The organism is Streptomyces sp. NPDC044044 (assembly GCF_056434405.1).
Genome location: NZ_JBWKFG010000003.1, coordinates 318152 through 344017 on the forward strand (window position 1 = coordinate 318152; position 25866 = coordinate 344017).

The following is a 25866-nucleotide window of genomic DNA, read 5'->3' on the forward strand; positions in this document are numbered from 1 at the left end:
GATTCAGGCCGCCCCCACTCTGCGTAATGTTCCGATCGCCCAAAATGTCGCAAATCTCCTAGCCTAGGGAGATGGGAGAGGATCTCCGGCTGCGGGCCGTGGTCGTGCTGGCGCAGGGGATGGCCGCCGCGCACACTCCGCGTGAGTCCTGGCGGGCCGCCGCGCGCGGCGCGTGCCGTGCGCTGGCGGGGAATTTCGCGGCTCTGTCGGTCTGGGAGCGCGACCTCGGGCGGCTGAGGGTGCTCGTGAACGTGGGTGAACGGGCCGAGGGGGAGGAAGAGTTCCCGGAGCGCGAGGCGTATCCGGTGAACGAGTTCCCGGAGATCACCGAGTTCCTGCACGAGCGCTGGGCGGGCGGCGGCGAGCCGCACGCCTGGGTCGAGACGGCGCGGGGACCGATGGATACGTCGAAGGTCCCCGCCCCGGGCTACTGCCACCAGCGCGTCGCCGCCCTGCGCAGGCGCGGGCGCGGCTGCTGCGTGGTCGCGCCGATCGTGCTGCACGGGCGGGCGTGGGGCGAGCTGTATGTGGCGCGCCCGGTGGGGGCGCCGGTCTTCGGCCGTGAGGACGCGGACTTCGCCACGGTGCTCGCCTCGGTCGTCGCGGCGGGCATCGCGCAGACCGAACGGCTCGAGGAGGCCCGCCGTCTTGCCTTCACCGACTCGCTGACGGGTCTCGCCAACCGGCGCGCGGTCGACCTGCGGCTCGAAGAGGCGGTGGAGCGGCACCGCGCGGACGGGACCGTGGTGAGCCTCGTCGTGTGTGACGTGAACGGGCTCAAGTGGGTCAACGACACCCAGGGGCACGCGGTCGGCGACCGCCTCCTCGAACGCTTCGGCTCGGTGCTCTCCCTGTGCGGGGCGATGCTGCCGGGGACGCTGGCGGCGCGGCTCGGCGGCGACGAGTTCTGCCTGCTCTCGGTGGGGCCGGCGGCCGATGAGGTGGTGCGGGTCGCCGATGAACTGTGCCTTCGGGCCTTCGAGTTGGAGCTGGGGGACGGCGTCGCGTGCGGGGTCGCCTCCACGGAGGACCCGATCGGCGAGGTCCGCTCGGCCCGCCGCCTGTTCCGCCTCGCGGACGCGGCCCAGTACCGCGCGAAGGCGGCCCGCGCGCCGAAGCCTGTCGTCGCGGGGCGCGAGGGTGCGGACGACCCGGTGGTGCGGCTCGCGAACTCGGAGGGGTCGCGCCCGGCGGGGGAGAGGCGCCGCTTCCGTGGGCGTGAGCCGGAGCCGCGGGCCCCCAGGGAAGGCGGGCGCGGGGCTCGGTGATGAGCCCGCGGGCCGGGTGAGGGCTGGTCGCGCAGTTCCCCGCGCCCCTTGGGGGGTGCGGTATCGACCCCTGAGTAAGTGGCTCAGTACGTATCCACCCGTGACACCTGGCGATTCAGTCCGTACGCTGCTGAATATGGATATGCACACCGTGGTCCTGGGGACGTCCGGGACAACCGCGGCGGACGTCATCGCCGTCGCGCGCGGCAACGCCCGCATCGACCTTTCGGCCGAAGCCGTGACCGCCCTCGCCGCATCCCGCGAGATCGTCGACGCCCTCGCGGCCAAGCCCGAGCCGGTCTACGGCGTGTCGACCGGCTTCGGCGCCCTCGCCACCCGGCACATCGGCCCGGACCTCCGCGCCCAGCTGCAGCGCAACATCGTCCGCTCGCACGCGGCCGGGATGGGCCCGCGCGTGGAGCGCGAGGTCGTGCGCGCGCTGATGTTCCTGCGCCTGAAGACGGTCTGCTCCGGCCGTACCGGCGTGCGCCCCGAGGTCGCGCAGACCATGGCCGACGTACTCAACGCGGGGATCACGCCCGTCGTCCACGAGTACGGCTCGCTCGGCTGCTCCGGCGACCTCGCGCCGCTCAGCCACTGCGCGCTGACGCTCATGGGCGAGGGCGACGCCGAGGGCCCGGACGGCGAGCTGAAGCCGGCGGGCGAGCTGCTCGCCGCGCACGGCATCACGCCGGTCGAGCTGCGCGAGAAGGAGGGCCTGGCCCTCCTGAACGGCACCGACGGCATGCTCGGCATGCTGGTCATGGCCCTCGCCGACCTCGACGCCCTTTACAAGTCCGCCGACATCACCGCGGCCCTCACGCTCGAGGCGCTCCTCGGCACCGCCAAGGTCCTCGCCCCCGAGCTGCACGCCATCCGGCCGCACCCGGGCCAGGGGGCGTCGGCCGCCAACATGCTCGCGGTCCTCGCCGGTTCGGGCCTGACAGGACACCACCAGGACGACGCGCCGCGCGTGCAGGACGCGTACTCGGTGCGGTGCGCGCCGCAGGTGGCGGGCGCGGGGCGCGACACGATGGCGCACGCGCGCCTGGTCGCCGAGCGCGAGCTCGCCGCCGCCGTCGACAACCCGGTGGTCCTGCCCGACGGCCGCGTCGAGTCGAACGGCAACTTCCACGGGGCGCCCGTCGCGTACGTCCTCGACTTCCTCGCGATCGCCGCCGCGGACCTCGGCTCGATCACCGAGCGCCGCACGGACCGGCTGCTCGACAAGAACCGCTCGCACGGCCTGCCGCCGTTCCTCGCGGACGACGCGGGCGTGGACTCGGGCCTCATGATCGCCCAGTACACGCAGGCGGCCCTCGTCCACGAGATGAAGCGGCTCGCGGTGCCGTCGTCGGCCGACTCGATCCCGTCCTCCGCGATGCAGGAGGACCACGTGTCGATGGGCTGGTCGGCGGCCCGCAAGCTCCGCACGGCGGTCGACAACCTGACCCGCATCGTCGCGATCGAGCTGTACGCGGCGACGCGCGCGGTCGAACTCCGTGAGGGCCTCACGCCGGCCCCGGCGACCCAGGCGGTCATCGAGGCGATCCGCAAGGCGGGTGTCGAGGGTCCGGGCCCGGACCGCTTCCTCGCGCCCGACCTGGCGGCGGCCGACGCGTTCGTGCGCTCCGGCGCGCTGCTCGACGCGGTGGAGCCGGTGACGGGTCCGCTGGCCTAGCGGAGGCGTCTCGTACGTACGCATAAGGTACGTACGCATAAGGGGGCGCCGTCACCAGGTGACGGCGCCCCCTTCGCGTGGTGACGGGCCGTCAGTCGCGGTCGACGTCCTCACGGGTGATGTCGCCCTTGACCGCGTCGATCTCGAAGTCGGTCTTGTTCCAGTCGTCGGTGACGACGTCGACGGACCAGACGAGCGTGTTGCTGTCGTTGTCGTCCAGGCCGATGGACGTGACCGTGCCCTTCTTCTTGTCCGTCGCGACCTTGGCCGCCTGCTCAGGCGACTGCTTGACGCGGGAGAGCCAGTCGGCCGTCTCCTTCTTGTCGTCGGCGTCCTGGTCGTTCTCGGGCGCGGAGCTGATCACCTTGCCCGAGACCGCGTCGATGCGGACGTTGTGCACGGTGCCGTCCTTCTCGGCGACCTCGGCGACCCACTGCGGGGCGGCCGAGCTGCCGCTCGGGCTCGGGCTGGGGCTCCCGCTCGCGTCGTCGTCATCGTCGCTGTCGTTGTCGTCGTCAAGGCCCTCCAGGTCGAGGTCGGTCAGCTTGCTGCCCGAGACCTTGTCCACCGCCGTGTCGGCGGCCTTGTCGTAGGTGACCTTGGTGGCGGCGAGCAGCGCCTTGCGCTCCTGCTGGTCCTGCGTGAGGGACGCGCTGCCCGTGGGGCTCTCCGACGGAGCCTCCTTCGGGACGGTCTTCGCCGCCTCCGATGTCGCGTCGGCGGACGACTTGTCGCTGTCCCCGCCGCAGCCTGTCACCAGGGCTGCCGATGCCGCGACGGCGCACAGGGCGCCGACGAGACGGAGGCGGCGGGCGCGGGGGGTTCCGGTCTTCTTCAGCCGGGGCTCGAATCTCATGTCCGCATGCCTAGCGGCCGACCCGTATCCGGCCGTGTTGCCGCGCGGCCAGGGTCACCCAAGTGCCCGGCGCGCGAGCCCATCCGTCAGTACGTCCACCGCGAACTCGAAGAGCGCGTCAGGGGATTCGGCCACCAGTTCCTCGCTCGCCCGGCGCAGGTACGGCAGCTCGTCCCCGGCGCCGGACGAGCCGGACCGCAGCCATGGCGGTGGGACCTGCTCCAGGTCGGCGGGGTCGAGGTCGGGAGGCGGCCGGTCGAACGCGCGGTCCTGCAGCTCCACGAACCCGACGACGAGCCGGATGGACTCCATGCAGGCGAGGTAGGCGTCGCGCAGGGGCAGGCCGACCTCCGTGAAGAAGCCGATGAGCCCGTCGACGTTGCGCAGCATGGCCGGGTGGCGGGCCGTGGTGATGTTCTCGCCGAGCGCGAGGGTGGTCATGCCCGGATGGCGCCGGTAGTGGGCCCGCAGATCCCGGAGATAGCCGCGCAGGGAGTCCCGCCACTGCCCCGCGTCCAGCTCCGGCGGCTGCCACCGCGCCTCGAAGACCTCGGCGGCGACGGTGATCAGATCCCGCCGGTCCTCCACGTAGTTGTAGAGGGCCCGGGGCGAGACGCCCAGCTCGTCCGCGAGCGAGCGCATGGTCAGCTCGGCGGCCGGGCGCCCGCCGAGGAACTCCAGGGCGGCCCGGCCCAAGCCCTCACGGGTGAGGGTGGCGCGGCCCTTCCGGTGGGTGGGGCGCCGCCGGGGCCTGGCGGCGCCGGGCGGGGATTCGGGTTCCGGAGTCTGTTCCGGGGTCTCACTGTGCATCGCCCCTGAAGGTACCGCTCCCGTCGCGACGGCGGCCGTCTCGCGCGTCTCCTCTCGTCTTCCTTGAACTTCACACACGTTGACTTTAACGAGCGGCCCCGCCAGAGTGATCCAAGTAAGGCTGGCCTAACCCCTTTTGGAGCCGCTCATGCCTCGCCTGTCCGGCCTCGCCATGGATCTCACGCCACTGCGCGAGCACCGCGATTTCCGCCTCCTCTACGCCGGTTTCCTCGGCGCGCTGCTCGGCACCCTGATGACGAGCGTCGCGGTGGCCGTGCAGATCTACGAGCTCACGGGATCGCCCCTCCAGATCGGCCTGGTCAGCCTGGCCAGGGCGCTCCCGCTCGTCGTCGGCGTACTGATCGGCGGAGTACTCGCCGACCGCAGGGACCGCCGCCTCCTGATGCTGGTGACCCGGCTCCCCCTGACGTTCGTCGCGGCCGGGCTCATGGCCAACGCGCTCCTGCCGCACCCCCAGCTATGGGTGATCTACGTGGCCACCGGCCTCACCGGGCTCTTCGCGGGGCTCGGAGGACCGGCGATGATGGCGGCGATCCCCGCCCTCGTCGGCACCGAACGCCTCGCGGCGGCGGGCGCGTTGACCGCGGCGTCCACGCAGCTCGCCGCGCTGCTCGGCCCCGCGCTCGGCGGCGTCCTCATCGCGGGACCCGGAATCGCCGCCTGCTTCGCGGTCGACGCGGCAGGATTCCTGGTCTTCACCGTGGCCCTGCTCTTCGTGCGCCCGCTGCCGCCCGCGAAGCCCGCGACGGCGGCCCCGGGCAAGGGAGTCCGGCAGGCCTTCGCCGCCGTGGCGGACGGCGTGCGCTTCGTACGGGGACACCGCCTGATCGTCGGGCTGCTGCTCATCGACGCGGCGGCGATGGTCTTCACGATGCCGCAGGCGCTGTATCCGGTCCTCGCGGACGAGCAGTTCGGCGGCGGGCCCGGAGTGGTCGGCCTGCTCTACGCCGCGCCCGCGCTCGGCGCCCTCGTCGGCGCGGCCACCAGCGGCTGGACGGCACGGGCGGGCGGGCACGCGCTGGTCGGGGCGGTCCTCGTGTGGGGTCTCTCCCTGACGGGCTTCGGCCTGACGTCGTACCTGCCGCTCGCCCTGGTCCTGCTCGCCCTTGCCGGTCTCGGCGACCTGATCTCCGAGACCCTCCGCTCGGCCCTGCTCCAGCACGGCACCCCGGACGAACTGCGCGGCAGGGTCAGCAGCCTCTGGATGGTCCAGGCGACGGTCTCCCCTGCCCTGGGCAACGCGGCGGTCGGCTTCCTCGCCGAGCTGAGCAGCGCGCGGGCCGCGGTGACCGCGGGAGGCCTGGTGTGCGTGGTGGCGACGCTTGTGGTGGCCGCGGGCTTCCCCGCGCTACGGGGGGCGAGGCTGGGCGCGCAGACGGCCGTCCCGCAGGAGACGACCCCCCGGGGACAGGCCGACAAGAGCGCCCCTCAGGCCCCTCGGTAAGCGGGCCCCCGCTGCTCCCGCCGTACGGAATACGCCACGAACCCCGCCCCGAGCCCCAGGAACGCCGTCCCGCCGATCAGGTACGGCGTGGTGTCGACGCCCGCGCCCGTGTCCGCGAGGCGGGCATCGGCCGGGGCCGCGGTGTCGGCGGTGTCGGCGGTGTCGTCCGACGGCAGCGTCGCGCGGCGCTGTTCGGTGTGGACGACCCGGGTGGTGTCAGGGGCCTCCGGTGATCTGAACGTCGCCGTCGCATTGGCGGAGGGAACGAACCACAGGGCGCCGAGGAGGGCTCCTGCGGCAGTGGCGGTGAGCAGCGATCGACGTGCGGACACGGAATCGGATCCCCCTTGTGGCGCTGGCGAATTGGCCGTGTGGGGCGATGGTAATGAAAGGCGCGGGTCGCGGGAAAGTCGCGGGGGTCATGGGTCGTACGCTCCGACTCATGAGCACATCTGAGACATCACGTTTTGTACGACTCCGCGTCGAATTGGTGGTGGAGGTCGACGACTCCGGCGATCTCGCGGCCACCGCGCTGCGCCGGATCGCGGAGGACGAGCACATGCCCGCCGAGGAGCGTCTCCATGCCGAGACGGCCGTCAAGGAGGACGACGCGGAGGCACTCGCCTATCTGGTGGACCCGTTCGACCTGGTCAGCGCCGTACCCGGGGTGGAGCTCTCGCAGGCCTCCTGGAGCAGCGAGCAGATCGACTACGACCCCGATTCGCCTGACTGGGACCCGGACGAGGATGATGACGACGACGAGGACGGCGATGGGGACGGCGCCGGTGGCCGAGGGTAGCGGGCGGTAGGCGGAAAGTAGTACGTCTGCCGGACGGAAAAAACGGAACCCGTAGCCCCGGACGGCAACCGCCGCCCGGGGTTCCGTCGTCTCAGAGGTGCACGGCTGTCACCGGCGCATCGCATGACGTGGTGTTCCCCACATCTTCGGCGGAAGTGGAACGGGACGAACCGGGCAGGACGTTATGCGGGACTACGGGGACTCTCGGCGTTCTTGGCGTGTTGGGGATTTCGGCAACGATGGAGAAGCGTGTGATGACGGACAGTAGGCGGCAGCGCGGACGGCGCAAGGGTCTTGCGGCCGTGTCCGCTCTGGTCGGCGGCGTCCTGGTGCTCTCGGCCTGTAGCAGTGACGACGGCGACAAGAGCAGCGCCGGCGGCAAGGAGTCGCAGAACCAGGTCGACGAGGCAGCCGCCAAGAAGACCTCCGACGCCGACATCAAGATCGCGCCCAAGGACGGCTCCGACAACGCGAGCATCAACAGCGCGGCTGCCGTCAAGGTGAGCAACGGCTCGCTGACGGACGTCAAGATGACGACCGAGGCGGGTACGGCGGTGGCCGGCGAGATAGCTGCCGACAAGAAGAGCTGGAAGCCCAGCGGCCAGCTGGAGCGGGCGACCACGTACAAGATCAGTGCCACCGCCAAGGACTCCGAGGGCCGCAAGGCGCACGAGAACTCGAAGTTCACGACGGTATCGCCGAGCAACAGCTTCATCGGGAACTTCACGCCCGAGGACGGCTCCACGGTCGGCGTGGGCATGCCGGTGTCGATCAACTTCGACAAGGCGATCACGAACAAGAAGGACGTCCAGTCCGCCATCAAGGTGTCGTCCAGCAGCGGCCAGGAAGTCGTCGGCCACTGGTTCGGCAACAACCGCATCGACTTCCGCCCCGAGGACTACTGGCAGGGCAACTCCACGGTCACCATGAAGCTGGCCCTGGACGGCGTCGAGGGCGCGGACGGCGTCACCGGCGTCCAGGAGAAGACGGTCCAGTTCAAGATCGGCCGTAACCAGGTCTCCATCGTCGACGCCAAGACGAAGACGATGAAGGTCATGCGGGACGACAAGGTCGTCAAGACCATCCCGATCTCCGCGGGCTCCCCGGAGAACAAGACGTACAACGGCAAGATGGTGATCTCCGAGAAGTTCAAGGAGACCCGCATGGACGGCGCGACCGTCGGCTTCACGGACGGCGACGGCAAGGGCGAGTACGACATCAAGGACGTGCCGCACGCCATGCGCCTGTCCCAGTCGGGCACGTTCATCCACGGCAACTACTGGGGCGCCAAGTCCATCTTCGGTGGCGCCAACACCAGCCACGGCTGCGTGGGCCTGGAAGACGCCAAGGGTGCGAACGACAAGAGCACCCCGGGCGCCTGGTTCTACGACAACTCGATGGTCGGTGACGTCGTGGACGTCCGGAACACCGGCGACAAGACGGTCCAGCCGGACAACGGCTTCAACGGCTGGGTCATGGACTGGGCGCAGTGGAAGGCCGGTTCCGCGGTCTGAGACCCGGATCCGGACATGACCGGGTAGCCCTCTTCACCTTTGCGGCGGCGGCCCGCACCCCTCAACGGGGGTGCGGGCCGCCGCCGTTCGGGCTTCTCATCCTTCTCTTATGCCGCCCTTATCCGTTCATCACGGTGCGTACTTAGCTTCACGCACATGTTCTTCACCTACCTGAGGCGCGAGCTGCGCCGCCGCAGAAGAGCGGCCCTCGTCGTGGCCTCCGGACTCGCGCTCGGCATCGCGCTGGTCATCGTCGTCAGCTCCGTGTCGTCCGGCATGAAGCAGGCGCAGGGCAAGGTCCTCGAGTCGCTCTACGGGCTCGGCACCGACATGACCGTCACCAAGGCGGCCACCCCGCCCAAGGAGGGGAGCGGCCAGACCGGGCGCCCCCGCTTCAAGTTCGACGCCAAGGACTCCGACGACGAGGACGGCAAGGAGCAGAGCAGCGACCGCGTCATGGTGCAGGGCTTCCAGACGCTCTCCTCGGCCACCGTCGCCGATGTGGGTGGCCAGAGCGGTGTCGCCGATGCCGTCGGTGGGCTGAGCCTGCAGGTCATGAAGGTCGACGGCCAGTTCGAGCGGGGTGAGTTCGAGCAGGCGCCCGGCGGCTCCACCGGCAAGGCGCAGCCGCCCGGCGGTGGCGGAGGCGACGAGCAGGAGGGGCGGGTGCGCGGCGGCGGCGCCGACTTCGACGTCGACTCCTACAGCGTCTACGGCACGGACGTCAGCAAGCTCGACCTGGGCCCGCTGACCTCCTCCAGGATCAGCAAGGGGCGTACGTTCACGGGGTCGGAGTCCGACGCCAAGGTGGCCGTCGCCGATGCCTCGTACGCCAAGGAGAAGAAGCTCTCCGTCGGTGACACCGTCACGATCTCAAGCACCAAGATCAAGGTCGTCGGCATCGCGACGCCCGACAGCGGGGACGCCGCGGCCAACCTCTACGTCCCGCTCAAGCGTGCGCAGACCCTCGCCGACTCGAAGAACAAGATCACGACCGTGTACGTCAAGGCCGCGGACTCGCAGCAGATCGACGCGGTCAAGAGCGCCATCCAGAAGAACGTCTCCGGGACGACCGTGACCACATCGGCCGACCTCGCCGACACCGTCTCCGGTTCGCTCTCCACCGCGTCCGACCTCGCGTCCAGCGTCGGCAAGTGGCTGTCGATCGCCGTGCTCGTCGCGGCCTTCCTGGTCGCGGGGCTGCTCACGTCGTCGGCCGTCAGCCGTCGCGTACGGGAGTTCGGCACCCTGAAGGCGCTCGGCTGGAGGAGCGGCCGTGTCACCCGGCAGGTCGTCGGCGAGGCGGTCGTCAACGGCCTGGTGGGCGGAGTGCTCGGCATCGCCGTCGGCCTCGGCGGGGCCTACGTGGTGACGGCGATCAGCCCCACCCTGACGGCGCAACTCGGCTCGGCCGGCGGACAGGCGGGCGGCGGAGCCATGGGCGGCGGCCCCGGCGGTGGCGGTCCCGGAGCCGCGCTGAGCGAGTCGGCCTCCAAGGCCCTGGACATCTCGCTGACCGCGCCGGTCAGCGCGACCACCATCGCGCTCGCCGTCGGCCTCGCCGTGGCCGGTGGTCTCGTCGCGGGCGCCTTCGGCGGCTGGCGTGCCTCGCGGCTGCGGCCCGCGGACGCCCTGCGCCGCGTCGAGTAGGCGGCGGCAGCGACCACCGCGCACGCCGCCAACCCCCTTACGTATCGCAGGAGTCACACCATGTATCAGCTCAGAGGCGTCACCAAGCAGTACCGCAGGGGCAAGGAGAGCGTCGACGCGCTCGCCGGGGTCGACCTGGCCATCGGCGACGGTGACCGGCTCGTCATCCAGGGTCCGACGGGCGGCGGCAAGTCCACGCTCCTGCAGATGCTCGGCGGGCTCGACCGGCCGACGTCCGGCAGCGTCGAGCTCGACGGGGTCGATCTGGCCGCGCTGCCCGAGGCGCGGCTGACCAAGGTCCGCGCCGAGTCCATCGGCTTCGTCTTCCAGTCCTTCAACCTGATTCCCACGCTCAGCGCCGAGGAGAACGTCGAGACGGCGCTCGTCCCCCTCGGCCTGCGCGCCGCCGACCGCCGCGAACGCGCCGCCGACGCCCTGGAGTCGGTGGGCCTCGGCGAACGCCGCAGCCATCTGCCCGCCGAGCTCTCCGGAGGCCAGCAGCAGCGCGTCGCCATCGCCCGCGCCCTGGTCAAGCGGCCGAAGGTGCTGCTCGCCGACGAGCCGACCGGCAACCTCGACGAGTCCATGCGCGACGAGATCATGGAACTGCTCGAAGGGCTCTGGAAGGAGCACGGCCTGACGTTCGTGATGGTCACGCACGACAGCGCGATCGCACGGAAGGCGCCGCGTCTCGCGACGATCCGGCGCGGGCAGATCAAGGTCACGGAGCGGGCCCACCAGTGACCAACTCATCACTTGTGACGCGCTATTGAACTTCTGACGCACTATTGAGCAGATGTTCGGCTCTGGGCAATACTTCCTCGTCCAGGGGCGGGAGCCCCTTGACCTCCAGGGGGAGACTTGCGCAGAAAAGTGAAGAGAGCCTACGGGGCCACGATCGCCACAGCGGCGGCCGTGGCCCTCGCCGCGGGCATGACCAGCCCGGCGTCGGCGGCGAAGCAGTCGCCGGACGCGACCCCGGCAGCCGCGCGGCAGGCGGGCCTCGACAGCGCCGAACGGACCACGCACCGCATCACGCTCGTCACCGGCGACCGCGTCACCGCCGACTCCAAGGGGCGCGTCACCCGCTTCGAGCGGGCGAAGGGGCGCGAGGGGATCCCCGTCATGACCAAGCGCGTCGGCGGCCACACCCTCGTGATCCCGGCCGACGCACAGCGCCTGATAGCCACCGGCAAGCTGGATCAGCGTCTGTTCGACATCACCGAGTTGGCCAAGAAGGACAACCGCAGGGCCCAGAAGAAGGGCCTCAGGCTGATCGTCGGCTACAAGGGAGCGGCGGCGGGGGCCAGGTCCGACGTGCGTGCCGCGGGTGACACCACGGTCCGCAGGACCCTGAAGTCCCTGAACGCCGACGCCATCACGACCCCGAAGCAGGACGCCGCCGACCTGTGGTCCGCGCTCGTGGCCGAGAAGGGCGGCGCCACCGCGTCCGGCGTCAGCCGGGTCTGGCTGGACGGCGTCCGCAAGGCCAGCCTCGACAAGAGCGTGCCGCAGATCGGCGCCGACAAGGCCTGGGCCGCCGGGTTCGACGGCAAGGGCGTCAAGGTCGCCGTCCTGGACACCGGCGTCGACGCCACGCACGCCGACCTGAAGGACCAGGTCGTCGGCGCGAAGAACTTCACCCCGGCGGCCGACGCCACCGACCACTACGGCCACGGCACCCACGTCGCCTCCATCGCGGCCGGCACCGGCGCGAAGTCGGGCGGCAAGCTCAAGGGCGTGGCGCCCGGCGCCAAGCTCCTGAACGGCAAGGTCCTCGACGACAGCGGCTTCGGCGACGACTCCGGGATCATCGCGGGCATGGACTGGGCGGCCGAGCAGGGCGCCGACATCGTCAACCTCAGCCTCGGCGGCGGAGACACCCCCGGCGTCGACCCGCTCGAAGCCCAGGTCAACAAGCTCTCCGCGGACAAGGGCATCCTCTTCGCGATCGCGGCGGGCAACGACGGAGCGCCCGGCAGCGTCGGCTCCCCGGGCAGCGCGGACGCGGCCCTCACCGTCGGCGCGGTCGACGACAACGACAAGCTGGCCGAGTTCTCCAGCCAGGGCCCGCGCGTCGGCGACGGCGCCATCAAGCCCGACGTCACCGCCCCCGGCGTGGACATCACGGCCGCCGCGGCCCCCGGCAGCGTCATCGAGCAGGAGGTCGGCCAGAAGCCCGAGGGCTATCTGACGATCTCCGGTACGTCGATGGCGACCCCGCACGTGGCGGGCGCCGCCGCGCTGCTCAAGCAGCAGCATCCGGACTGGAAGTACGCCGAGCTCAAGGGCGCGCTGACCGCGTCCACGAAGGGCGGCAAGTACACGCCGTTCCAGCAGGGTTCGGGGCGCATCGCCGTCGACAAGGCCATCAAGCAGTCGGTGATCGCCGAGCCGGTGTCGCTCTCCTTCGAGCCGCAGCAGTGGCCGCACACCGACGACAAGCCGGTCACGAAGAAGGTGACGTACAAGAACCTCGGCAAGGACGACGTCACCCTCGACCTGGCGGTGACGGGCCTGAACCCCAAGGGCGCCCCGGCACCCGCGGGCTTCTTCAAGCTCGGCGAGAAGACGCTGAAGGTCCCGGCGGGCGGCACGGCGGCGGTCGACCTGACCACCGACACCAAGCTCGGCGGCACGGTCGACGGCGCGTACTCCGCGTACGTCGTGGCGAGTGGCGCCGGGCAGTCCGTGCGCACGGCGGCCGCGGTCGAGCGTGAGGTCGAGTCGTACGAGCTGACGCTGAAGCACATCGGGCGTGACGGACAGGCCCCGAAGTACTACGACAGCGACCTGGAGGGTGTCTCCGGCCTCGCCGCCGACAAGTCCTTCAACCCGTACGACGCGTCCGGCACGGTCAAGGTCCGTGTCCCCAAGGGCGGTTACCTGCTCAACACCAGCATGTACGCTGACCCGACCGACTTCACCAAGGGCGCCGACTGGATCGCCCAGCCGAAGCTGAGCATCACCAAGGACACCACGGTGACGCTGGACGCCCGCACGGCGAAGCCGGTCGACATCACGGTCCCGTCGGCCGACGCCAAGTCGTTCTTCGCGTCCCCCGACTACACGGTCGACGTGCCGGGCGGCAGCTACTCCTTCGGCTGGTGGCTCGACTCGTACACCGACTTCCGCACCGCGCACCTGGGCCCGCAGATCACCGACGGCTCGCTGCACCAGCAGTGGGACGGGCACTGGACCAAGGGTGAGGACGCCGAGTACGACACCGTGCTCGGCGGCAAGGTCAAGCAGGTCGCCACGGGCTACACCAAGCACTTCAAGGCGTCCGAACTGGCCACGGTGAAGGTGAACCTGGGCGCGTCGGCGAAGGGGAAGAAGGGCACGATCGGCGCCCTGGGGTACCTCCCCGGCAGCTCGGGCGGCTCCTCGATCAACGTTCCGCAGACACTGCCCGGCACCCGGACGCTGTACCTGTCCACGGCCGACGACGTGAAGTGGGGCTTGAACTTCGAGCAGCACGCCGGGGTCGACCCGGACGGCTGGCCGATCCAGGACGCGGGATACACGCTGGGCGCCGCGCAGACGTTCGCGGGCGGCAAGAGCTACGAGAAGACGTTCAACACGGCCGTCTTCGGCCCGCGCATCGGCGGCGAGTACGGCGTCTTCCGGCAGGGCAACGAGATCACGGGCTCCCTGCCGCTGTTCGCCGACGGCAAGACGCACGCGGGCTCCTCGCTCTACACCTCGGTGAAGACGACCCTCTACAAGGGCGCCACCAAGATCGGCGAGAACGAGGACCCGCTGGCAGGCGGCTCCACGTTCAAGGTCCCCGCGGCCGAGGCCGAGTACAAGCTGTCGACCTCCGTGAAGCGCAGCGTCAAGGTGGCCGCGGCCTCCACCCGCATCGACGCGAGCTGGACGTTCCGCTCCAAGAGGGCCGACAGCGCGAAGCTGCCGGTCTCCACGGCGCGGTTCGCCCCGGCGGTCGACCTGAGCAGCAAGGCGAAGGCCGGCGAGACCCAGTCCGTGCCGGTCACGGTGCTGGGCGCGGCGGCGGGCTCCAACCTCAAGTCCCTTGCCACGTACGTGTCGTACGACTACGGCCAGACCTGGGAGAAGGTCACCGTCAGCGGCGGCAAGATCAAGGTCAAGAACCCGGCCGCGGGCAAGGGGATCTCCTTCCACGCCAAGATCGCGGACAAGAAGGGGAACAAGTCGACGCTGTCGGTCTACAACGCGTACTACGGCAAGTAGCGCGTACGACGGTCGACGAGACAGCCGCACCGCGCGCTGTCTAGGCAGGAACCGCGGCGCCGAAGGGACTGTCGATCACGTATCGCCAGTACCCGTCGGCGCCGCGGCGTGCCACGTCCGTGGCCGTGGACTGCACGACGCCCTCGATCTCCCAGTCGACGACGAGCAGCGCGATGTCGCCGGACACGTGGACATGGCGCGGGCGCACGGAGATGGGCAGCCCGATCGCGAGGAACGGGCCGTTCTCCTTCGCGATCTCCGCGCTCCCGTGCACCGGTGTCCCCGACTCCGGCACGAACGCGGCGCTCTCCTCGTACAGCTCGCGCACCGCGCCCGGATCGCCGCTGTTGAACCGCTCGGCGAAGGCCGCGGGGATATCCTCGGGGCGGGTGGGAAGAGCCGTCGTTGCCATGTGCAACCCTCCTGTGTGGTCCTGTCGGCAACAGTAGGAGGCGGCTTCGTGACTCACCGAACGGTAAGCCAGGGGCTCCCGGACGACCCCAGGGCCCGCGTCGCCGCACCGAGCCCCGGCTGCCCCGTGGGGAGATCGCCCTCGCCGCCCTGCGCGGCCGCTGGACCACCTTGATCGTCCGCGAGCTGCTGCGGGCCGACTCCTACGCGTACAGCGAACTGGCCTCCACGTTGCCGGAGCTGTCGGACAAGGTGCTCACAGAGCGGCTCGCCCAGCTGGTCGCCGCGGGCGTCGTCCTGCGCACCAGGACGCCCGGCTGGCCCCCCACGGTCACCTATGAACTCACCCCCCACGGAAAAGAACTCGGCCCGGTCCTGCAGGCACTGTGGGACTGGGGAGCACGCGTGCCGGCACCACCCACCCCAGAGGAAGCCGACGTCACATGACCGCCCATACCGTCGAGTACATCCGCTACCGCATCCCCTCCGAGCGCTCCGCGGAGTTCCTCTCCGCGTACACACGGGCCGCCGTCCCCCTGGCCGCGGCACCGCAGTGCATCGACTACGAACTCACCCGCTGCGAGGAGGACTTCGAGCACTTCGTCCTGCGCATCACCTGGACCTCCACCAAGGACCACCTGGAGGGCTTCCGCGACTCGGACCTCTTCCGCGAGTTCTTCGCGGAGATCCGTCCGTACGTCGAGAACATCGAGGAGATGCGCCACTACACACCCACCACCGTGCGCGGCACGGGCTCCTCCACACCGACCTTGTACGCGTGGGCGGGCGGCGAGGAGAGCTTCGGGCGTCTGACGGAGATCTTCTACGCGAAGGTGCTCAAGGACGACCTCCTCGCCCCGCTCTTCGACGGCCTGCCCGTCGAGCACGCGCTGCACGTCGCCCAGTGGCTCGGCGAGGTCTTCGGCGGCCCGGCCACCTACTCGCAGGAGCACGGCGGGCACGCCGAGATGGTCGGCAAGCACCTCGGCAAGGGCATCACCGAGCCGCAGCGCCGCCGCTGGGTCAACCTGATGCAGGACGCGGCGGACGACGCGGGTCTTCCCACGGACGCCGAGTTCCGCTCCGCCTTCCTCGCCTACGTCGAGTGGGGCACCCGGCTCGCGGTCTACTTCTCCGGCCCGGACGCCGGCCGCCCGACCGACCAGCCGGTTCCGCGGTGGAACTGGGGCGCGGCGCCTCCCTACCAGCCGTGATGATCGCGGCGCCGGGTGGTGCGCGGTGCTACTTCCCGGCGCCCGCCGCACCGGTGCGCGTCGCGTCCGCTCCCCAGCTGGCGAGCAGCCGCAAGGCTTCCGCCGACGCCGAGTCCGGCTCCGCGTGGTACGTCACCAGTGACTGATCGTGATCGTCGGGCAGTCGCAGCGTCTCGAACGACAGGGTGAGATCGCCCACCAGGGAGTGGTGCAGGCGCTTGACGCCGTGGCCCTTCTCCCGCACGTCGTGCGTGGCCCACAGGCCGCGGAACTCCTCGCTCTTCACGGAGAGCTCGCCGACCAGGGCCGAGAGCGCCGGGTCGTTCGGATAGCAGCCCGCGTCCATCCGCAGGAAGCTCACCAGGTCCGACGCCTTCTGCTCCCAGTCCCGGAACAGGGTGTGGGACTCGGGGTGCAGGAAGCAGATCCGCGCCCAGTTCCGCTCCTCGGGCGCCAGCGCGCCCCAGTCGCCGAAGAGCGCGGCGGCCATGCGGTTCCAGCCGAGGATGTCCGAGCGGCGGCCGACCACGTAGGCGGGGACGCCGTCCATCGCGTCCATGAGCTGGAGCAGCGCGGGCCGCACGCGCTGCGGGCGGGCCGCGCGCTTCTTCTTGTGCTGCTTGGGCTTGGCCAGGTGCGTCAGGTGGGCGTGCTCGGCGTCCGTGAGCCGCAGGGCGCGCGCGATCGCGTCCAGGACCTCGCCCGAGACGTTGCGGCCGTTGCCCTGCTCAAGGCGTGTGTAGTACGCGACGGAGACCCCCGCGAGCTGCGCGAGCTCCTCGCGGCGAAGCCCCGGCACCCGCCGGTGGCGCCCGAAGTTCGGCAGGCCGACGTCCTCCGGCTGGAGCCGGGCCCTGCGGGTGCGCAGGAACTCGCTGAGCTCGGCGCGGCCGTCGAGCGGCTCGGGTGCGGGGGTGGGCTGGGGCTGCCCGGCGTCGGCGTTCATGTATTCCAGTATCCGGGCTCGCAGGCGTACGAGCCTGTCCCCACCAGTAGTAGGACCACTGGACGTACGCAAAGCTGTGACCTGGGTAGATGTCCGCGAGGCTGGCACGGTTGACGACATGACCGCACAGACCAGCACCACCACCGTCACCGCTTACGCCGCCCCGTCCGCCAAGGCCCCCCTGGAGCGGACCACCGTCCCGCGCCGCCCGGTGGGCGAGTCCGACGTACTGATCGACATCAAGTACGCCGGTATCTGTCACTCGGACATCCACCAGGCCCGCGACGGCTGGGGTGAGGGCATCTTCCCGATGGTCCCGGGCCACGAGATCGCCGGTGTCGTCACCGAGGTCGGCTCCGCCGTCACCAAGTTCGCCGTCGGCGACCGCGTCGGCGTCGGCTGCATGGTCGACTCCTGCCGCGAGTGCGAGAACTGCAAGGCGGGCCTCGAGCAGTACTGCCTCAAGGGCAACGTGCCGACGTACAACGGCCTCGGCAAGGACGGCGAGCCGACCTACGGCGGCTACTCCACGCACGTGGTCGTCGACGAGGCCTTCACCGTCCGCATCCCCGACGGCCTCTCCCTGGACGTCGCCGCGCCGCTCCTGTGCGCGGGCATCACCACGTACTCCCCGCTCCACCGCTGGAACGCGGGCCCCGGCAAGAAGATCGCCGTCGTGGGCCTCGGCGGCCTCGGCCACATGGCCGTCAAGATCGCACACGCCATGGGCGCCGAGGTGACCGTCCTCTCGCAGTCCCTGCGCAAGAAGGACGACGGCCTGCGCCTCGGCGCCGACCACTACTACGCGACCAGCGACGAAGCGACCTTCGAGCAGCTGGCCGGCTCCTTCGACCTGATCCTCTCGACGGTCTCCGCGCCGCTTCCGCTGGACAAGTACCTGGGCCTGCTGCGCTCGGAGGGTGCCTTCGTGAACGTCGGCGCCCCCGAGGAGCCGGTCTCGCTCAACCTGTTCTCCGTGATCGGCGGCGGCAAGACCCTCGCGGGTTCGATGATCGGCGGCATCCAGGAGACCCAGGAGATGCTCGACTTCTGCGCCGAGCACGGTCTGGGCTCGGAGATCGAGGTGATCGACGCCGACCGGATCAACGAGGCGTACGAGCGCGTCCTCGCCAGCGACGTGCGCTACCGCTTCGTGATCGACACGGCCACGATCTGACCGTCACGCCCCCTGGCTCCGGCCGGGCGTGAGAACCAGGACGCAACCGCCGCCCTGCTGACCCGCCGCGGTCAGCAGGGCGGCGTCGTAGGTCCGCGACCCGCCGTCCCCGCCGACGACTTCGATCGTACGAGGAGCGAAGCCGCCCACCGCCCGGCAGGCCCACCAGTGGGCGAGGTCGGGACGCGTGGTGTGCAGGCGCTCGGTCAGGGCCTGTACGCGCGGGTCGCGGGGGAGGGTGTCCGCGCGGGCGCGGAAGTGCCGGTGCAGATCCTGCGCGAGGGGCTCCCAGACGGGCAGGAGCCGCTGGTGGGCCGGGTCGCCGATCAGCAGGAGCAGCAGGTTGCGCCGCTCGGCGGGGTAGTCGCCGGGGTCGGGCCACAGGGAGCTGTACGCGGTGTTCCAGGCGGTGATCGTCAGGTCCGGGGCGAGGACCAGGGCAGGGGATTGGGACCAACCGCCGATCATGGCGCGGAGGTTGTCATCGGCGCCTGTGCCTGTGCCCGTGCCTGTGCCCGTGTCCTCGGGATCCGTTGCCTGCTGCGGCGCGAACCCCGCGAGGGCGAGGACATGGCGGTGTGCGTCACCGTCGAGGCGGAGGGTGCGGCTCACCGCGTCGAGCACCTGGCGCGAGGTATCCACGCGCCCTTGCTCCAGCCACGTGTACCAGGCGACCCCGACCCCGGAGAGCGCCGCGACCTCCTCACGGCGCAGCCCCGGGGTGCGGCGGCGTGGCGTGGCCGGGAGCCCGACCTCGTCCGGCGCGAGGCGCTCGCGGTACGCGCGCAGGAACGTCCCCAGCTCGCCGCGCCTGGCGGTCTCTTCCGCGGTGGTCATGATGGCAAGCGTAGGACGCGGAGCCTATGAGTGCCGGTCACCCCATGAACGGCGTACTGGTTGCGGACGGCGGGCGCCGCGAGCCTTGGCCCATGCCTGAATCCGAGACGAAGAACGCAGCACAGCACTCTGCCGATCAGCAGCCCTCCGGGCGGCACCCTTCCGATCGGCACCCCTCCGAGCGGCACCCCTCCGACGGCGCCGTCATGTGGCGCCGCTCCACCGACTCCTCCGGCCTGACCGAGCCCCGCACCTTCGTGCGCGTCTTCACCGGACCCGGCACGCTGGAGTCCGTCACCGCCTTCTACGAGCAACTGCTCGGCGCGCAACGGGACATGTGGTTCACCTACCCCGACCTGGACCTCGCGCTCGCGGCGGTCGGTGGCTTCCTCCTGATCGAGGGGACGGACGAGAGCCTCGCGCCCTTCAGGGCCACGGCGGGCACGCTCCTCGTGGACCGTCTGCAGCCGTACCTGGAACGGCTGACGGCCGCGGGCGCGGAGATCACCGAGGCGCCGAAGCCGGTGCCGACGGGTGCGGGGTTCAGCGCCCGGCATCCCGACGGCACGATCATCGAGTACGTCGAGCACCGCCCGACCCCGGACGGACGCTAGGTCACGCCGCTCCGGGTCCCGCCGCGCAAGGTCCCGTCGCGCGTGGCCGGAACTCGACTCGGCCCGCGGCCCTAGGCCGCATTGCGCAGCCGGTGGGGGGCCGTGTGACCGATGCCGGGCGCGCGGCCCGTGCCTAGTGTGGTGGGCGTCAACACGGCACTTCTGACGTAGCGGTCGGACGTCGGAATCAGACGCAGGAAGAGGTCGCACGATGACCATCCAGCTCAACCACACCATCGTCGCCGCGCAGGACAGCAAGGCGTCCGCGCAGTTCCTCGCCGACATCCTGGGCCTCGAAGTGGGCCCCCAGTACGGCCCGTTCTTCCCGGTCGAGATCCCCAACGGGGTCACGCTCGACTACCTGGAGAGCGACGGCGGGCCGATCACCCCGCAGCACTACGCCTTCCTGGTCTCCGATGACGAGTTCGACGCCATCTTCGGCCGGATCAAGGGCGCGGGGCTCACCTACTGGGCCGACCCGCACCACAAGATCGTCAACGAGATCAACACCAACGACGGCGGCCGGGGCGCCTATTGGGACGACCCGAACGGCCACGTCCTGGAGATCCTGACGAGGCCGTACGGCAGCGGCTCCTAGGCCCTTCCGCCCGCTTCCCCCGCTGCTTCCCCCCGCCGTTTACCCAGTTGCTTCCCCCGCGAGGAAGCCGAGCACGAGCGGGGTGGCGACCTCCGCGAACTCCTCGAAGTACGCATGGCGCGCACCGGGGATGAGCCGCATCCGCGCCCCCGGGATGCGTTCCGCGAGCAGCGGCGCGTTGGCGGTCGGGTTGAACACGTCGTCGGTGCCGTGCACGACGAGGGTCGGCGCCGTGATCCGCACCAGCGCGTCCCAGGCGTCGTGCCGGGCGCTGGCCCGCAGATGGCGGCGCCGCGCGTGCGCGGGCATGTCCGGGTCGCCGAGGGTGTGGAAGACCGGATGTGCCCCCTGCCGGGCGATCCAGCCCGGGGTGTACATCAGCTCCTTCAGGACGCGGTGCGCCGCCGCGGCGTCGGGCTGGCTGAGGGCCGCCCGCACCTCGGGCCCGCGCTCGACGCCGTGCGGCGCCCCCGGTGACGTACAGCCGAGGACGAGACGGTCGACCCGCTCGGGATGATCGGCGGCGATCCACTGGGCCACGCGCCCGCCCATCGACGTGCCGTACACATGGGCGCGGTCGATCCCCGCGTGGTCGAGCACGGCGACGACGTCGCGGGCGAAACCGGGAGTGCTGTAGCTGTCGGTCTCGGGGTGGCCGCTCTCGCCGGTGCCGCGCCAGTCGACGACGACGGTCCGGTACGCGGCGGCGAAGTCGCCGCGCACCGGGTCCCACCAGCGGCGGCTGTTGGACTGCCCGCTGAGCAGGACGAGAGGGCGGCCCGAGCCGTGGACCTCGTAGTGCAGGGTGGTTCCGTCGGCGGCTTCAGCGAGGGGCATGGGGTGAACCGTAGCCACATGCCGTCCTCGCTAGGGTGCCGGGATGACCGGGACACCCATCGAGGTACCAGAGGACTTCGCGCGCGGCACGGTCCAGCGGGAGGGCGAGCGGGGCCGGGCCTGGCTCGCGACCCTGCCGGAGCTGGCCGAAGAGCTGCTGCGGCGCTGGGACTGCGAGCAGGCGGAAGCGGTCACGCACGGGCAGGCGGAAGCGGTCACGCACGGGCAGGTCGGCATCGTCGTCCCCGTGAGACGGCGGTACGACGCGACGCCCGCCGTCCTGAAGATCTCCTTCCCGCACCCCGGCAACGTGTACGAGCCCGACGCCTTCGCGGTGTGGTCGGGCCGGGGCGCGGCCCGCCTGCACGAACGGGACGAGCGGTTCGCGATGCTCCTCGAACGGGCGGGACCAGGTTCTCTCGCCGACGTGGAGGACACCGACGAGGCGGTGACCGTGGCCGGGCGCCTGGCGCGCCGTCTCGCCGTGCCCGCGCCCGGCGGACTGCCGCGGATGAGTTCGCTCGTGGCCGAGTGGGAGTGCGAACTGCGGGACGAGGACCGGGAGTTGGGGTCACCGCTGCCCGCCCGCGTGGTGGCGGCGGCGATCGGGACCGTACGCGAACTGGGCGCGGACCAGCCGGACACCCTGATCCACGGCGACCTGCACTTCACCAACGTACTGAGGTCGGAACGCGAACCCTGGCTCGCCATCGACCCCAAGGGCTATGTCGGGGACCCGGCGTACGACTCGATCACGCTGCTCCGCAGCCGCTTCGAGCCGCTGCTCACCGCCCCCGACCCGAAGGCGGCAGCCCTGCGCCGCCTGGCCGTCTTCGCCGACGCGGCGGAGGTCGACCGCGAGCGGGCCCGGAGGTGGGCGCAGGCGCGGGCGGTGACGGCGGCGCACTGGGGGCTGCGGCACGGGGATCCGGCGTGGGTGATCAAGGCGACGGAGGCGTTGGCGGAGGCGCTGACGTGAGGTGTTCGCCGGGGGCGGAACGCTGATCGCTGCCCCGGAGACCGTGCGGCTCCTACCCTGAAGGGGTGAGCAGCCACGAGCGGTACCACGAGCCGGAGCAGGCCCCGCAGACCGAGCGGCAGGCCCGCGTCATCCCGTTGCGCCCGCGCTCGGTGCGCACGACTCCCGTGGCACCGGTGTCGCCCGTGTCGCCCGCGTCACCGAAGCCGAAAGAGCCGTTGTGGCGGGACGTGGTCGGTGACGTGCTGCGCCGTGAGCGTCAGGCTCAGGAGCGGACGCTCAAGGACGTGGCGGAGGCGGCCCGCATCTCGATGCCGTACCTCTCCGAGCTGGAGCGCGGCCGCAAGGAGGCTTCGTCCGAAGTCCTCGCGGCCGGTGCCCGAGCGCTCGGCCTGAGCCTGGCGGACCTGCTCTCCCTGGCCCAGACCGAGTTGACCCGCCAGGCGAATGCCTCCCTGGCCCGGCCGACGCGACCGCGCCAGGGAGACATCCGCCTGGCGGCATGAACGCTCCCTGGGTGCGGTTCCGTTCAGGCCGCTGCGGCGGCGAGCATGCGCCGGCTGAGCACCTCGTCGGCGAGCCCGTACGCCACCGCGTCCTCGGCGGTGAACACCTTGTCGCGGTCCATGTCCGCGCGCAGCGTGGCGACATCGTGCCCCGAGTGCCGGGACAGCACCTCCTCCACCTGCGAGCGGATCCGCACCATCTCCTTGGCCTGGAGGGTGAGATCGGAGACCGTTCCCTGCTGCCCGCCGCTCGCGGGCTGCCCGAGCAGCACCCGCGAGTGTTCGAGCACGAACCGCCGCCCGGGGTCGCCTCCGGCGAGGAGCACCGCGGCGGTGGAGGCGGCCTGGCCGACGCAGACGGTCGAGATGGGCGCGCTGATGAAGCTCATGGTGTCGTAGATGGCCATGAGTGAAGTGAAGGACCCACCAGGCGAGTTGATGTAGATGGAGACTTCGCGTTCGGAGTTCGACGACTCCAGGTGGAGCAACTGCGCGATGACGACATTGGCCACGCCGTCATCGATCTCGGTGCCGAGGAAGATGATCCGCTCCGAGAGGAGCCTGCTGTAGATGTCGTAGGCGCGCTCGCCCTGCGGGGTGCGTTCGACGACGGTCGGAATCGTGTACTGGCTCATGTCCTCAGACCCCCAGTCCCATCCGCGGCTTGGACGCCGCGGGCCGCACATCGGCGAGCGAATCAAGCACGCGGTCGACCATCCCGTACTCCTTGGCCTGCTCGGCGGTGAACCACCGGTCACGGTCACCGTCACGCGAGATGGTCTCCTGCGACTGCCCGGTGTGCTCGGCGGTGATCCGCTCGACGGACTTCTTCGTGAACTCCAGGTTCTCGGCCTGGATCGCGATGTCGGCGGTGGTCCCGCCGATACCGGCGGAGGGCTGGTGCATCATGATCCGCGCGTTGGGCAGCGCGAAACGCTTCCCCGCGGTCCCGACGGTCAGCAGGAACTGCCCCATGCTGGCGGCGAACCCCATGGCAAGGGTCGACACGTCGTTCGGGATCAGCCGCATGGTGTCGTAGATGGCGAGCCCGGCGGTGACGGAACCGCCGGGGCTGTTGATGTAGAGGCTGATGTCGGTGCGCGGGTCCCCGGCGGAGAGCAGCAGCATCTGCGCGCACACGCGGTTCGCCGAGACCTCGTCGACCTGTGTCCCGAGGAAGATGATGCGCTGGTCGAGGAGTTGGGCGGCGAGATGGTCGTCGAAGCGGGTGGCGGGCGTCTCGCCCTCGGAGGCGCGGGGCACGAGGGCGGGGTCCCAGCCATGGCCGAGTGGTGGCATCGTTCGTCCTCCTGACGGTGGGGGCGGCACTCCTGCCGGCCGCGACCCGGTCCCACCACCATCGACGGCCCGCCTGCGGCACGTAAGGGTTCTTGGCCTGTGGCAGATTCGCTGACGGCAGAGGCCTCGGGGAGGCCCACCGCGTGCGGGCCCCCTCGGTCAGTCGAAGCGGATGTGCCTCGCCCCGGTCCACGCGCGGCGCAGGCGGCCGGTCAGGGGGTGGTCCGTGTTCGGGGTCAGCGTCAGATCCGTCGCGGCCGCGATGTGGTCGGCGACCTGGGGGATCGTGAGGTGGTCGGTCCGCAGGTGTTCGGCGAACTCCGGTTCGCGCAGGCGCTCCAGGCACAGGTCGAGCTTGGACACGGCGAAGCTCTCGCGGCGCAGCGGGGCGAGCGGGGCGTCTTTGCCGGCCACCGCGCGCACCGCGTGTCCGAAGCCGCGCTCGCGCAGGCGTCGCAGGACGGTGCGGCGGTCGGCGAGGAGCGCGAAGTGGCGTACGTCGTGCCCGCGTTCACGCAGGCGGCCGACGGTCTCCTGGAAGTACGCGGGCTCCACGACGGTCATCGGCACGATCACCGTCCCGCCGTGCTTCGTGAGGGCCAGGTCAAGGACTTCGTACACCCCTTGCCGCCAGGCCGGCAGATCCTGGAAGTCCCCGCGCAGGGGCGGCGGCATCATGCGGTGCAGCCCGAAACCGACGTGCTCCGGATCGCAGATGACACTGCCGGGAAGCCGTCGCCGGATCTCGTGCGCGGTCTGCGTCTTGCCGCCTCCGAAGGGGCCGTTGATCCACAGAAGCATGCGCAGAGCGTACGAGGTCGGGAGTCCGCCGGGATGGCGGAAGCGGCATAGGCATAGATTCCTCCCTGACCCGCCTGACCCGCCTGACCCGCCTGACCAGGCGAGAAGTGAAGACGTAGGGGGAAATCACATGCGACGACGGGACGTGGGCCGAGCTCTGGCCTGCTGCGCGGCACTGCTGTCCGCCGCCCTTGTCACCGGCTGTACCAGCGGTTCAGAGAAGAGCGAGTCCCCCTCGACGTCCGCCTGGACGTCCCCGTCGACGTCCCCCTCGACCTCCCCCTCAACAGCCCACGACGAGCGCAGGCTTGGCGAGCAGGCCGAGAGGGCTGTGGGTACGGAAACGACCGTCGCCTGCGCCGGAAAGGGAAAGATCACCCTCTCCGTGGGCCCGAAGAAGCCCGTCAGTCAGACCGTGGACTGCGACGGAGTCCCCGTCCTCCACCGCGTCACCGACCCGCCCGGTCGGCTCAGGATCGACACGGAGAGCAGGTCCGGAGCCGCCGGGATGGTGGCCTGGCGCCTCGCCGAGGCCGAGTGATGCGGGCGGTGTGTCACTCCGCCGTGGGTGCCGGAGCGATCCCCGTCGGGCAGGCGCGGCCCCAGTTCGTCTCCGAGGGGCTGTCCAGCTGCAGGCCCGTGCCGCCGATTCCGCAGTAGCCGTCGGGGTTCTTGTCCAAGTACTGCTGGTGATATCCCTCGGCGGGCCAGAACGGGCGGGGAGCCGCCGGGAGGATGGTCGTGGTGATCTCGCCGTGCGCCGCCGACGTGAGCACCTGCTGGTACGCGTCGCGCGACGCCACCGCGGCCGCCTCCTGGTCGGAGGAGTGCGTGTAGATCGCCGAGCGGTACTGCGTGCCCACGTCGTTGCCCTGGCGGAAGCCCTGCGTGGGGTTGTGCGACTCCCAGAAGAGCTTGAGGAGCGCGGCGTACGAGACGCGGCTGGGGTCGAAGACCACGCGGACCACTTCCGCGTGTCCCGTCAGACCCGAGCAGACCTCCTCGTACGAGGGGTTCTCCGTGGACCCGCCCTGGTAGCCGACGTACGTCGTCCAGACGCCCTCCGTCTGCCAGAACTTGCGCTCCGCCCCCCAGAAGCAGCCGAGCCCGAAGTCCGCGATCTCCAGGCCGTCGGGGTACGGGCCCAGGAGGGGGTTGCCGAGGACCGTGTGGCGGGACGGGACCTCGAATTCGGGCGTCGCGCGGCCCTTCAGGGCCTGCTCGGGGGTGGGGAGCTCGGGCGTGCGGCCGAAGAGCATCGGGCTGTCCTCCAGAAACGGTGCGGGCTGTGCGGGCGAGGCGGGCGGTGCGGACGCACGTGCGTACCTACGTTCCTGCGTACGCAGCGGCGGCTACTGGGTCAACGTGTTCTTGGAGAGCCGCATTCCT

Annotated in this window: 27 protein-coding genes; 16 read left to right on the forward strand and 11 right to left on the reverse strand. The window is 70.9% G+C overall.

Annotated elements, in window-relative coordinates; genetic code table 11:
* The first annotated feature begins 71 nt into the window (after positions 1–71).
* Both AC07AG_RS12380 and hutH read left to right on the forward strand, forming a co-directional pair.
* Positions 72–1268, forward strand: a complete 1197-nt coding sequence (locus AC07AG_RS12380; RefSeq protein WP_478754429.1) for a GGDEF domain-containing protein — start codon at positions 72–74, stop codon at positions 1266–1268.
* Positions 1269–1410: 142 nt separating this feature from the next.
* A complete protein-coding gene (gene hutH / locus AC07AG_RS12385) occupies positions 1411–2949 on the forward strand; it encodes a histidine ammonia-lyase (RefSeq protein ID WP_249592872.1) in 1539 nt (512 codons plus the stop codon).
* A gap of 91 nt (positions 2950–3040) precedes the next feature.
* Here the strand turns inward: hutH and AC07AG_RS12390 are convergent, their stop codons facing one another.
* Both AC07AG_RS12390 and AC07AG_RS12395 read right to left on the reverse strand, forming a co-directional pair.
* Positions 3041–3805, reverse strand: a complete 765-nt coding sequence (locus tag AC07AG_RS12390; RefSeq protein WP_478754431.1) for a PepSY domain-containing protein — start codon at positions 3803–3805, stop codon at positions 3041–3043.
* A 54-nt stretch (positions 3806–3859) separates the two neighbouring features.
* Complete coding sequence (locus AC07AG_RS12395) at positions 3860–4615, reverse strand: TetR/AcrR family transcriptional regulator (protein ID WP_478754433.1); 756 nt, start codon at positions 4613–4615, stop codon at positions 3860–3862.
* Between the two features lie 148 nt (positions 4616–4763).
* Between AC07AG_RS12395 and AC07AG_RS12400 the strand changes: the two genes are divergently transcribed.
* Positions 4764–6080, forward strand: a complete 1317-nt coding sequence (locus AC07AG_RS12400) for an MFS transporter (protein ID WP_478754435.1) — start codon at positions 4764–4766, stop codon at positions 6078–6080.
* Here the strand turns inward: AC07AG_RS12400 and AC07AG_RS12405 are convergent.
* Positions 6065–6412 carry a hypothetical protein gene (locus tag AC07AG_RS12405; RefSeq protein ID WP_478754436.1) on the reverse strand — a complete coding sequence of 116 codons (348 nt, stop codon included), beginning with the start codon at positions 6410–6412 and terminating at the stop codon, positions 6065–6067. The genes AC07AG_RS12400 and AC07AG_RS12405 overlap by 16 nt on opposite strands.
* A gap of 110 nt (positions 6413–6522) precedes the next feature.
* On the opposite strand from AC07AG_RS12405, the gene AC07AG_RS12410 reads away from it, so the two are divergent.
* The 5 genes from AC07AG_RS12410 to AC07AG_RS12430 all read left to right on the forward strand — a co-directional run bounded on the left by AC07AG_RS12410 (position 6523) and on the right by AC07AG_RS12430 (position 14258).
* A complete protein-coding gene (locus AC07AG_RS12410) occupies positions 6523–6879 on the forward strand; it encodes a hypothetical protein (protein WP_478754438.1) in 357 nt (118 codons plus the stop codon).
* A 254-nt stretch (positions 6880–7133) separates the two neighbouring features.
* Positions 7134–8393 carry a L,D-transpeptidase gene (locus AC07AG_RS12415; RefSeq protein ID WP_361055264.1) on the forward strand — a complete coding sequence of 420 codons (1260 nt, stop codon included), beginning with the start codon at positions 7134–7136 and terminating at the stop codon, positions 8391–8393.
* Between the two features lie 156 nt (positions 8394–8549).
* Positions 8550–10043 carry an ABC transporter permease gene (locus AC07AG_RS12420; protein ID WP_478754441.1) on the forward strand — a complete coding sequence of 498 codons (1494 nt, stop codon included), beginning with the start codon at positions 8550–8552 and terminating at the stop codon, positions 10041–10043.
* 60 nt (positions 10044–10103) lie between these two features.
* Positions 10104–10787, forward strand: coding sequence for an ABC transporter ATP-binding protein (locus AC07AG_RS12425; RefSeq protein ID WP_478754443.1), 684 nt, complete (start codon positions 10104–10106; stop codon positions 10785–10787).
* A gap of 189 nt (positions 10788–10976) precedes the next feature.
* Complete coding sequence (locus tag AC07AG_RS12430; RefSeq protein ID WP_478755520.1) at positions 10977–14258, forward strand: S8 family peptidase; 3282 nt, start codon at positions 10977–10979, stop codon at positions 14256–14258.
* A gap of 40 nt (positions 14259–14298) precedes the next feature.
* Here the strand turns inward: AC07AG_RS12430 and AC07AG_RS12435 are convergent, their stop codons facing one another.
* Positions 14299–14670, reverse strand: coding sequence for a YybH family protein (locus tag AC07AG_RS12435; protein WP_478754444.1), 372 nt, complete (start codon positions 14668–14670; stop codon positions 14299–14301).
* A gap of 170 nt (positions 14671–14840) precedes the next feature.
* Here AC07AG_RS12435 and AC07AG_RS12440 point away from each other — a divergent pair, with 170 nt between their 5' ends.
* The gene (locus AC07AG_RS12440; RefSeq protein WP_478754446.1) at positions 14841–15116 is read left to right on the forward strand and encodes a winged helix-turn-helix transcriptional regulator; all 276 of its coding nucleotides are present in this window, start codon (positions 14841–14843) and stop codon (positions 15114–15116) included.
* Positions 15113–15883, forward strand: coding sequence for a globin domain-containing protein (locus tag AC07AG_RS12445; protein ID WP_478754448.1), 771 nt, complete (start codon positions 15113–15115; stop codon positions 15881–15883). The genes AC07AG_RS12440 and AC07AG_RS12445 overlap by 4 nt, the downstream gene beginning before the upstream one ends.
* 28 nt (positions 15884–15911) lie before the next feature.
* Here AC07AG_RS12445 and AC07AG_RS12450 read toward each other — a convergent pair whose 3' ends face one another.
* Positions 15912–16829, reverse strand: coding sequence for a helix-turn-helix domain-containing protein (locus AC07AG_RS12450; protein WP_478754450.1), 918 nt, complete (start codon positions 16827–16829; stop codon positions 15912–15914).
* Between the two features lie 118 nt (positions 16830–16947).
* Between AC07AG_RS12450 and AC07AG_RS12455 the strand changes: the two genes are divergently transcribed.
* Positions 16948–18006: an NAD(P)-dependent alcohol dehydrogenase gene (locus AC07AG_RS12455; RefSeq protein WP_478754452.1), complete on the forward strand. Its 1059-nt coding sequence runs from the start codon at positions 16948–16950 to the stop codon at positions 18004–18006.
* A 3-nt stretch (positions 18007–18009) separates the two neighbouring features.
* Here AC07AG_RS12455 and AC07AG_RS12460 read toward each other — a convergent pair whose 3' ends face one another.
* Positions 18010–18843, reverse strand: coding sequence for a helix-turn-helix transcriptional regulator (locus tag AC07AG_RS12460; RefSeq protein WP_478754453.1), 834 nt, complete (start codon positions 18841–18843; stop codon positions 18010–18012).
* 92 nt (positions 18844–18935) lie between these two features.
* Between AC07AG_RS12460 and AC07AG_RS12465 the strand changes: the two genes are divergently transcribed.
* Positions 18936–19457 (forward strand): VOC family protein, encoded by a 522-nt coding sequence (locus AC07AG_RS12465; protein WP_478754454.1) that lies wholly within the window; start codon positions 18936–18938, stop codon positions 19455–19457.
* A gap of 211 nt (positions 19458–19668) precedes the next feature.
* Positions 19669–20055, forward strand: coding sequence for a VOC family protein (locus AC07AG_RS12470; RefSeq protein ID WP_478754456.1), 387 nt, complete (start codon positions 19669–19671; stop codon positions 20053–20055).
* A gap of 39 nt (positions 20056–20094) precedes the next feature.
* Here the strand turns inward: AC07AG_RS12470 and AC07AG_RS12475 are convergent, their stop codons facing one another.
* Positions 20095–20892 (reverse strand): alpha/beta fold hydrolase, encoded by a 798-nt coding sequence (locus AC07AG_RS12475; protein ID WP_478754458.1) that lies wholly within the window; start codon positions 20890–20892, stop codon positions 20095–20097.
* Positions 20893–20935: 43 nt separating this feature from the next.
* Between AC07AG_RS12475 and AC07AG_RS12480 the strand changes: the two genes are divergently transcribed.
* Positions 20936–21871: an aminoglycoside phosphotransferase family protein gene (locus tag AC07AG_RS12480; protein WP_478754460.1), complete on the forward strand. Its 936-nt coding sequence runs from the start codon at positions 20936–20938 to the stop codon at positions 21869–21871.
* Positions 21872–21936: 65 nt separating this feature from the next.
* Positions 21937–22377, forward strand: coding sequence for a helix-turn-helix domain-containing protein (locus AC07AG_RS12485; RefSeq protein WP_478754462.1), 441 nt, complete (start codon positions 21937–21939; stop codon positions 22375–22377).
* A gap of 23 nt (positions 22378–22400) precedes the next feature.
* Here the strand turns inward: AC07AG_RS12485 and AC07AG_RS12490 are convergent, their stop codons facing one another.
* The 3 genes from AC07AG_RS12490 to AC07AG_RS12500 form a co-directional block, all read right to left on the reverse strand.
* Entirely contained in the window at positions 22401–23012 is a 612-nt protein-coding gene (locus AC07AG_RS12490) for a ClpP family protease (protein ID WP_361055301.1), read from the reverse strand.
* A gap of 4 nt (positions 23013–23016) precedes the next feature.
* Positions 23017–23676, reverse strand: a complete 660-nt coding sequence (locus AC07AG_RS12495) for an ATP-dependent Clp protease proteolytic subunit (RefSeq protein ID WP_249588107.1) — start codon at positions 23674–23676, stop codon at positions 23017–23019.
* Between the two features lie 159 nt (positions 23677–23835).
* Positions 23836–24477: an AAA family ATPase gene (locus AC07AG_RS12500; RefSeq protein WP_478754463.1), complete on the reverse strand. Its 642-nt coding sequence runs from the start codon at positions 24475–24477 to the stop codon at positions 23836–23838.
* Positions 24478–24607: 130 nt separating this feature from the next.
* On the opposite strand from AC07AG_RS12500, the gene AC07AG_RS12505 reads away from it, so the two are divergent.
* Positions 24608–25018, forward strand: coding sequence for a hypothetical protein (locus AC07AG_RS12505; RefSeq protein ID WP_478754464.1), 411 nt, complete (start codon positions 24608–24610; stop codon positions 25016–25018).
* Positions 25019–25031: 13 nt separating this feature from the next.
* On the opposite strand, the gene msrA is transcribed toward AC07AG_RS12505, so the two are convergent.
* Positions 25032–25736 (reverse strand): peptide-methionine (S)-S-oxide reductase MsrA, encoded by a 705-nt coding sequence (msrA, locus tag AC07AG_RS12510; protein WP_478754466.1) that lies wholly within the window; start codon positions 25734–25736, stop codon positions 25032–25034.
* Between the last annotated feature and the right edge of the window lie 130 nt (positions 25737–25866).